Genomic DNA, 6,431 nt, shown 5'->3' on the forward strand with positions numbered 1-6,431 from the left:
GGCAATCCGCTGTTCAAGGACGGCAAGCTGTGGACGCCGCACCGCCCCGCCCGGCCGGAAAAGTCCGAGGGCGGCGTGACCATCCGCATGTCCTCCGACTACGAGCCCGCCGGCGACCAGCCGACCGCCATCCGCGACCTGGTGGCCGGCATCAACGACAACGAGCGCTCCCAGGTGCTGCTCGGCGTCACCGGCTCGGGAAAAACCTTCACCATGGCCAAGGTGATCGAGGCGACCCAGCGCCCGGCCGTCATTCTCGCCCCCAACAAGACGCTGGCCGCGCAGCTCTATTCCGAGTTCAAGAACTTCTTCCCCGACAACGCTGTCGAATATTTCGTCTCCTATTACGACTATTACCAGCCGGAAGCCTATGTGCCGCGCTCCGACACGTTCATCGAGAAGGAATCCTCGATCAACGAACAGATCGACCGGATGCGCCACTCCGCCACCCGTTCGCTGCTGGAGCGCGACGACTGCATCATCGTCGCCTCGGTCTCCTGCATCTACGGTATCGGCTCGGTCGAGACCTATACGGCGATGACCTTCCAGATGTCGGTCGGCGACCGATTGGATCAACGTCAATTGTTGGCAGACTTGGTGGCCCAGCAATACAAGCGCCAGGACATCAATTTCGTGCGCGGCTCCTTTCGCGTGCGCGGCGACACGATCGAAATCTTCCCGGCCCACCTTGAGGATGCCGCCTGGCGTATCTCGATGTTCGGCGACGAGATCGACGCGATCACCGAGTTCGACCCGCTGACCGGCCACAAGGTCGGCGACCTGAAGTCGGTAAAAATCTACGCCAACTCGCACTACGTCACCCCGCGCCCGACGCTGAACGGCGCCATCAAGGCGATCAAGGAAGAGCTGAAGCTGCGGCTCGCCGAACTCGAAAAGGGCGGCCGCCTGCTCGAAGCGCAGCGGCTGGAGCAGCGCACCCGCTACGATATCGAGATGCTGGAGGCGACCGGCTCCTGCGCCGGCATCGAGAACTATTCGCGTTACCTGACCGGCCGCAATCCCGGCGAGCCGCCGCCGACCCTGTTCGAATACATCCCCGACAACGCCCTGCTGTTCATCGACGAGAGCCATGTCTCGGTCAGCCAGATCGGCGGCATGTACCGGGGCGACTTCCGCCGAAAAGCGACGCTCGCCGAATACGGTTTCCGCCTGCCGTCGTGCATGGACAACCGGCCGCTGCGCTTCGAGGAATGGGATGCGATGCGCCCGCTCACCGTCGCCGTCTCGGCCACGCCCGGCAACTGGGAGATGGAACAATCCGGCGGCGTGTTCGCCGAACAGGTGATCCGCCCCACGGGCCTGATCGACCCGCCGGTGGAAGTCCGCTCTGCCCGCTCCCAGGTCGACGACGTGCTCGGCGAGATCCGCGAGACCGCCGCCAAGGGGTATCGCACGCTATGTACGGTGCTCACCAAGCGCATGGCCGAAGATTTGACCGAATACCTGCACGAACAGGGCGTGCGCGTCCGCTACATGCACTCGGACATCGACACTCTGGAGCGCATCGAGATCATCCGCGATCTTCGCTTGGGTGCTTTCGACGTGCTGGTCGGCATCAACCTTCTGCGCGAGGGCCTCGACATTCCCGAATGCGCCTTCGTCGCCATCCTCGACGCCGACAAGGAAGGATTTTTGCGCTCGGAGACGTCGCTTATCCAGACCATCGGGCGAGCCGCGCGTAACGTCGATGGCAAGGTCATCCTCTATGCGGACAAGATCACCGGCTCGATGCAGCGCGCCATGGACGAAACCGCCCGCCGCCGCGAAAAGCAGATGGAATACAACACCGCCAACGGCATCACACCGGAATCGGTGAAGGCCAGGATCTCCGACATCCTCGACTCGGTCTACGAGCGCGACCACGTCCGCGCCGACATTTCCGGCGTCTCCGGCAAGGGCTTTGCGGATGGCGGCCACCTGGTCGGCAACAATCTGCAGGCCCATCTCAATGCGCTGGAAAAATCGATGCGCGACGCCGCCGCCGACCTCGACTTCGAAAAGGCCGCCCGCCTGCGCGACGAAATCAAACGCCTCAAGGCCGCCGAACTCGCCGTCATGGACGACCCGATCGCCCGCGACGAGGCCCGCGCCATCGAAGGCGGCAGTGGCAAGGCTGGAAACGGCAAAGGCGGAGCAAAACCCCGCCGCGAGTCGATCTCCCCACCCGTGGGGGAGATGGCCGGCAGGCCAGAGGGGGGCGATCTTGCTCCCAACGCCAAATCCCTCTTCGCCAAACCCAACCTCGACGACATGGGCCGCGACATATCCGAGCCCGCCAAGCCATCGCTGTTCCGCAAGAACGACCTCGACGAAATGACCGTCGGCCGCACCGAAAAACCGGTCACCGGCAAGCTTCCGCCAAAACCGTCATCCTCAACCTCTCCGCCGTCATCGGCAACCTCTCCGCCGTCATCCTCGGGCCCGACCCGAGGATCCACCGACGACCCCCGCCCCCTCGTGCGCGGCAAGGTCGGTGCGGGAAGTTATGAGGATGCGGGCGAGCAGAAGCGGAAGAGCCGGACGAAGGGGAAGACCGGGCGGCCTGGGCGGTGAACTATCGTTGATTGAGGACTTCTGACTGCCATAAAATGGAAGCCAGCCGATAGTTTAAAAATAGAGTGTTCTCGCCCCTCGGATCAATTGACAGTTGAATAATACACAGTATCATCTCACAACTCTTTACGCGTTTTGAGCCATCACTTTGGTGATGGTTCCGTCGGGCGTTAAGCCAGACGGTAATGACATTGTGAGCGTTTATCGGCAGGAAGAAGCTCGAGAGTCCACCTCTCGGCTTGCGCCTCGTTACCACCGGTGAACTCTCGATCTTCTTCCCGCCTTCAGAGGTAAAGAGTTCTAATTGCCCCTGCCAGCACCGTTGCTAAATTTATATAACGACATCGATCTCGACGCTGTGCACGTCCGTAGAGTCAAGCCGTTTGTTTTTCTGTGCGGCGGACATATGGCAGGGTTGGACGGAAAACCCGCCAGCCTGAGAAAATATCTTCTCAAGACACGGGGACTTCAAAACAAGATAAAAGCAAAAATAGTATTGGCGGAGGAAGCCAATCAACTATATCGAGATACAGAATATTCAGACCTCATCACCTTTGAAGAAGATATTGCGGTTATTTCTTCGATGGTTCTTCTCATTGCAGAAAGCGCCGGCTCTTTGGCCGAACTTGGAGCGTTTGCTACGTCTGACCAAATCCGGCCTGCGTTATCCGTAATAATGACCACAGCTCACTTTGAGCAGGAATCCTTCGTTAGATTTGGGCCAATTCAAAAGGTTCTGACGGAAGATGAGGCGCGAATAGCTGCTTTTCCCTGGAGAACTAGGCGAGACGGCGAGATTATTAAAAGCTCCGTTAGTAGCCATTTTCATGAAATTCAAAAGTTTATTAACAATCAAATAAAATCAAGACCAACGCAATTTCTTTTAAGAAACAGCACCGAATTCTCTCTTTTTATAAAAATATTGTGGGTTATCCATCTCTCAAGAGCAATTGGTATCTCTGAATTACATCGATATCTTCTAGATATGGGAAACAACATAGCTCAAAAAGAGGTGAAAAATAAACTATATTGCATGAAAATAGCAGGGTGGATTGACAAATATACCTATAGCAACAAAGCATACTGGCATCCTCTTACTGAACAAGACCCTTTTGCCCGTTACAGCTATAAAGCGCAAACGGCTGATCGAGATACAGTCAGAAGAAAACTGGAGGTTACAGAGGCCGTTAAAAGAGATTTGCGACCACCTACTCATGTGCTTCGTCATGTCGCGTCGGTAATGGAGGCCGATTGATGTCGCTATTTGAGGATCTCTTGTTTTTTACGGGGCTGAGCGCCCCTGACTTACGTCGAATTATCGCGACTAGTCCCGCACGCTACAAGCAATTCACCATCGCAAAGAAATCAGGTGGAGAACGCCTGATAGCTCAGCCCTCTCGCGACCTCAAAGTCATTCAACGCTATATTCAAGCCAATATTTTAAGCAAAGGGACAATTCACGCCTCAGCAACAGCTTACAAAAACGGGGCCTCGATAAAAAATAATGCTTCTATTCATAGAAATAATAGAGTTATTCTCAAATGTGACTTCAAAGATTTTTTTCACAGCATAAAGCCAAGGGATTGGACACTATACGCACAGGAAAATTTTCATAGTTTGTCACAAGATGATGTAGGCCTCTGCACACGTGTATTGTTTTGGGGGCGCGGTACTTCTAAACCCGCCTGTTTGTCAATCGGCGCACCAACATCACCAGTCCTATCGAACCTGATAATGTTTGACTTGGACGAAAAACTCACGCGATCTGCAGAGAAAATTGGCGCAACCTACACGCGCTATGCCGACGATATCACATTGTCTGCAGACAAAATTGAAACCGTTTTGCTATTGGAGAAGCGCCTTAAGAGTGCAATTGCCAAGTCAAAATACCCCAAGCTTACTTTTAACGGCGATAAACGTGGGTTATATACGACTGCTCATAGACGTAATATTACCGGTCTAAACATCACACCAGACGAGGAAATCTCGATTGGACGCGATCGCAAGAGAATGATCTCTTCGATGATTCATAAATATTCCATTGGACAACTATCTGAGAAGGATGCGGGAAAACTTAAGGGGTATTTGGCATTTGCTTATGACTGTGAGCCGGATTTTCTCGAGCGGATGATACGCAAATACGGGGAGGAACAGATTAGTATTATTCGGCAACTCCATTTGCCTCCTCGCCAGCGCGATATTGAATTCCCTCAATAACCTCACCGCTTCTTGCATCCGCCTGGGTTCCCCAACTTCCCCACCACCCACTATCCTTCCACCCCTCCATCCCCTAAACATCCCCTCACATCCAAACGGGGAACGACTCATCCATGCGCATGCCGGCCATCGTCTTTGGACTGCTGTTTTCCCTGCTGGCTGCGGCCGGCGCCGAGGCGCGGGTCTACAAATCGCCGCAGGCGCTGATCAAATCCCTTTATGCCGACACGATCGACCCGGCCGAGGACGATGCGCCCTCGCCCTATTCCGCCTATTTTTCCGATGCGCTCAACGAGAGCCTGACGGCGAATGGTGAGGCGGTGGATTTCGATCCGATCCTTGCCGGGCAGGACGGCGTCGCCAGCAATGTCCAGCTTTCCCCGCCGATCGTCCTCGGCAACAGGGCCGAACTGGAAGTGTCCTTCCGCAACGGCAAGCGCTCGGCGACGCTCTTCTACACGCTGGTGCGCGAAAACGGCGGCTGGAAGGTGGACGACATCGCCGACCAGTCCGGCGACGACCCCTGGAGCCTTCGCGACCTTTTGGGGCAGTAGGGGGCGGGTTTTACGCGGCGGGGCCCCACTTCTCCTTTTTCCGGCCCGGACTTCTCCCCCGCGGCCTTTCGGCGGTACCTTTCCTTCCTCATTCCTATGCCTGTCACAGGAATCCAGCAGCGCCGCGTCGGCGGCGCGTAAGACTCTACTTCCCTCGCCCTCGACCCGAAAAATATCCTCTCGCCGTGCAGACGCACGGCGGCTGGATCCCTGTGACAAGCACAGGGATGAGGAGGAGAGCTAGCATTTCGCCTTGTCCGATACGGGGATGCTGCCGAACATCTCCTCCAACCTTTTCAGCAGCTTAACCCCAATCCACGTCCTCTCCCATCCCCGCCCTCCCGGCCCGTGCCTAAAATCCCCCCGTTCCGTCGCGGATACACCGGCAGGCGTGCCGGCGAGGCGGGACCGGCGCGGACGTCAAGGGCAAGACGCGAAACCTTGGCGTTCGGGTCCGCGGAAAATGGTCTCCCTCCGGCGACGCGGGACGGGTGAGAAGCTGTCGGACCGACTTCTCGTTTCGTTTTCCGTCATGGTGCGTCGGGCGTGCCTGTGAGGCACACAGGGTGATGGGGTAGCGTCGCGCGGCGTCCGAGGGTTTTTCAAAAACCCGGATTGTGCGGCGCAGGTGGAAGACGATGCCGGGCGGCAGTCATGGCCTGCGGCATCCTGGTCTGCGAGCGTGCATGACGCCCTCTTTCGGAGGGGCACGCAACCGTTCCCACAACCCCCGTCATCGCAGAGGGACCGAAGTCGCGGGCATAAACCGCCGAACGGGGCGCTGAGAGGTGTCACTTATTACTTACTTTACGAGGCAGCTTTCAGCGCCCCGTCCGATCCTCGGGTCTCGCTTTGCTCGCCCGAGGATGACGAAGCGAAAACCGAGGATCGCCAAGGGAAGAGTGTGTCCGATGGATCCCGCCCTTCCCCTCCATATGCCGAGACAGACCGAGGAACCCATGGCCACAAAGCGATTGCCCGAAGAACGACTACCCAGCGAGCAGCCTGCACCGCTCGAAGACCGCGTCAGCCGCCGCCTCGCCGATGCTCTCGGCATGCCGCAGATCTGCCGGCGCCGCGCGTGCC

4 protein-coding genes are annotated in these 6,431 nt (G+C 57.1%); all 4 read left to right on the top strand.

The features are described 5' to 3' along the window. Positions 1-2,574 (top strand): excinuclease ABC subunit UvrB (gene uvrB / locus MOV61_RS27455; protein WP_309493864.1); only part of this gene is annotated, 2,574 nt, incomplete at its 5' end. A gap of 304 nt (positions 2,575-2,878) precedes the next feature. Further along, positions 2,879-3,829: a retron St85 family effector protein gene (locus MOV61_RS27460; RefSeq protein ID WP_247138851.1), complete on the top strand. Its 951-nt coding sequence runs from the start codon at positions 2,879-2,881 to the stop codon at positions 3,827-3,829. Next, the gene (locus MOV61_RS27465; protein WP_247138852.1) at positions 3,829-4,791 is read left to right on the top strand and encodes a retron St85 family RNA-directed DNA polymerase; all 963 of its coding nucleotides are present in this window, start codon (positions 3,829-3,831) and stop codon (positions 4,789-4,791) included. Before MOV61_RS27460 ends, MOV61_RS27465 begins: the two co-directional genes overlap by 1 nt. Before the next feature lie 113 nt (positions 4,792-4,904). Next, positions 4,905-5,345 carry a DUF3828 domain-containing protein gene (locus tag MOV61_RS27470; RefSeq protein WP_038542684.1) on the top strand — a complete coding sequence of 147 codons (441 nt, stop codon included), beginning with the start codon at positions 4,905-4,907 and terminating at the stop codon, positions 5,343-5,345. The last annotated feature ends 1,086 nt before the right edge of the window (positions 5,346-6,431 follow it).

The sequence above is a fragment of the Neorhizobium sp. BETTINA12A genome (genome assembly GCF_023006485.1).
Taxonomy (GTDB): Bacteria; Pseudomonadota; Alphaproteobacteria; order Rhizobiales; family Rhizobiaceae; genus Neorhizobium.